The following is a 960-nucleotide window of genomic DNA, read 5'->3' on the forward strand; positions in this document are numbered from 1 at the left end:
ACGGGAAGCGCCCCAAGATTCGGCGGGTGTTGTCGGACCCGTCTGCCAGTGTGGTGGTTGTGAAGCATCGTGATCGTCTGGCGCGGTTCGGGGTGGAGTACCTCGAAGCGGCGTTGTCGGCGCAGGGGCGTCGGATCGTGGTGACTGATGAGGGTGAGACCGACGATGATCTGGTCCGCGACGTGATCGAGGTGTTGACGTCGATGTGCGCGCGTTTGTATGGACGTCGTGGTGCACGCAATCGGGCGATGCGCGCTGTCACCGCTACCACACATGCCGAGACGACCGGGCTGGGCTGATGGCCCGGTTCGAGGTGCCCGCGGGTTGGACGGTCCAGGGGTACCGGTTCGCGCTCGATCCCACGCCTGGGCAGGTGCGGGCGTTCCGGTCTCATGCCGGGGGTGCACGATTTGCCCACAATGTGATGCTGGCGGTGGTGAAGGCGGTGATCGATCAACGGGCCGCGGAACGCTCGTACGGGATCGTCGAGGCCGAGTTGACGCCGCTACTGAATTGGTCGTTGGCTGGTTTGCGTAAGCAGTGGAATGCGCGCAAGGACGAGGTCGCCCCGTGGTGGGGTGACAACTCGAAAGAGGCCTACAGTTCCGGACTCGACGCCTTGGCTCGGGGCTTGGACGCGTGGGGCAAGTCGCGTGCAGGTAAACGTGCGGGGAAACCGGTCGGGTTCCCGCGGTTCAAGTCCGCGCGGGCACCTAGGTCGGTGCGGTTCACGACCGGCACCATCCGGGTCGAGACCGACCGCCACCACATCACTCTGCCCAGGATCGGGCGGATCAAGACGCACGAGTCGACCCGAAAGTTGGCTCGCCGCATCGATAACGGAACCGCCCGGGTTCTCTCGGCGACTCTGTCCGAAGACGCGTCAGGCCGCTGGCATGTGGCATTTCAGGTCGTCGTGCAGCGAGCAGTCGCGGTACCCGGCCATGTCGGTGCCCAGGC

General features: G+C 65.4%; 2 protein-coding genes. Both read left to right on the forward strand.

Annotation, left to right across the window (positions count from 1 at the left end; genetic code table 11):
* On the forward strand, positions 1-299 hold a 299-nt coding region (locus OSB52_RS24645), incomplete at its 5' end, for a recombinase family protein (protein ID WP_266063966.1).
* On the forward strand, positions 299-960 hold a 662-nt coding region (locus tag OSB52_RS24650; RefSeq protein ID WP_266063967.1), incomplete at its 3' end, for a helix-turn-helix domain-containing protein. The genes OSB52_RS24645 and OSB52_RS24650, both read left to right, overlap by 1 nt.

The organism is Gordonia aquimaris, from assembly GCF_026262595.1.
Classification (GTDB): Bacteria; Actinomycetota; Actinomycetes; order Mycobacteriales; family Mycobacteriaceae; genus Gordonia; species Gordonia tangerina.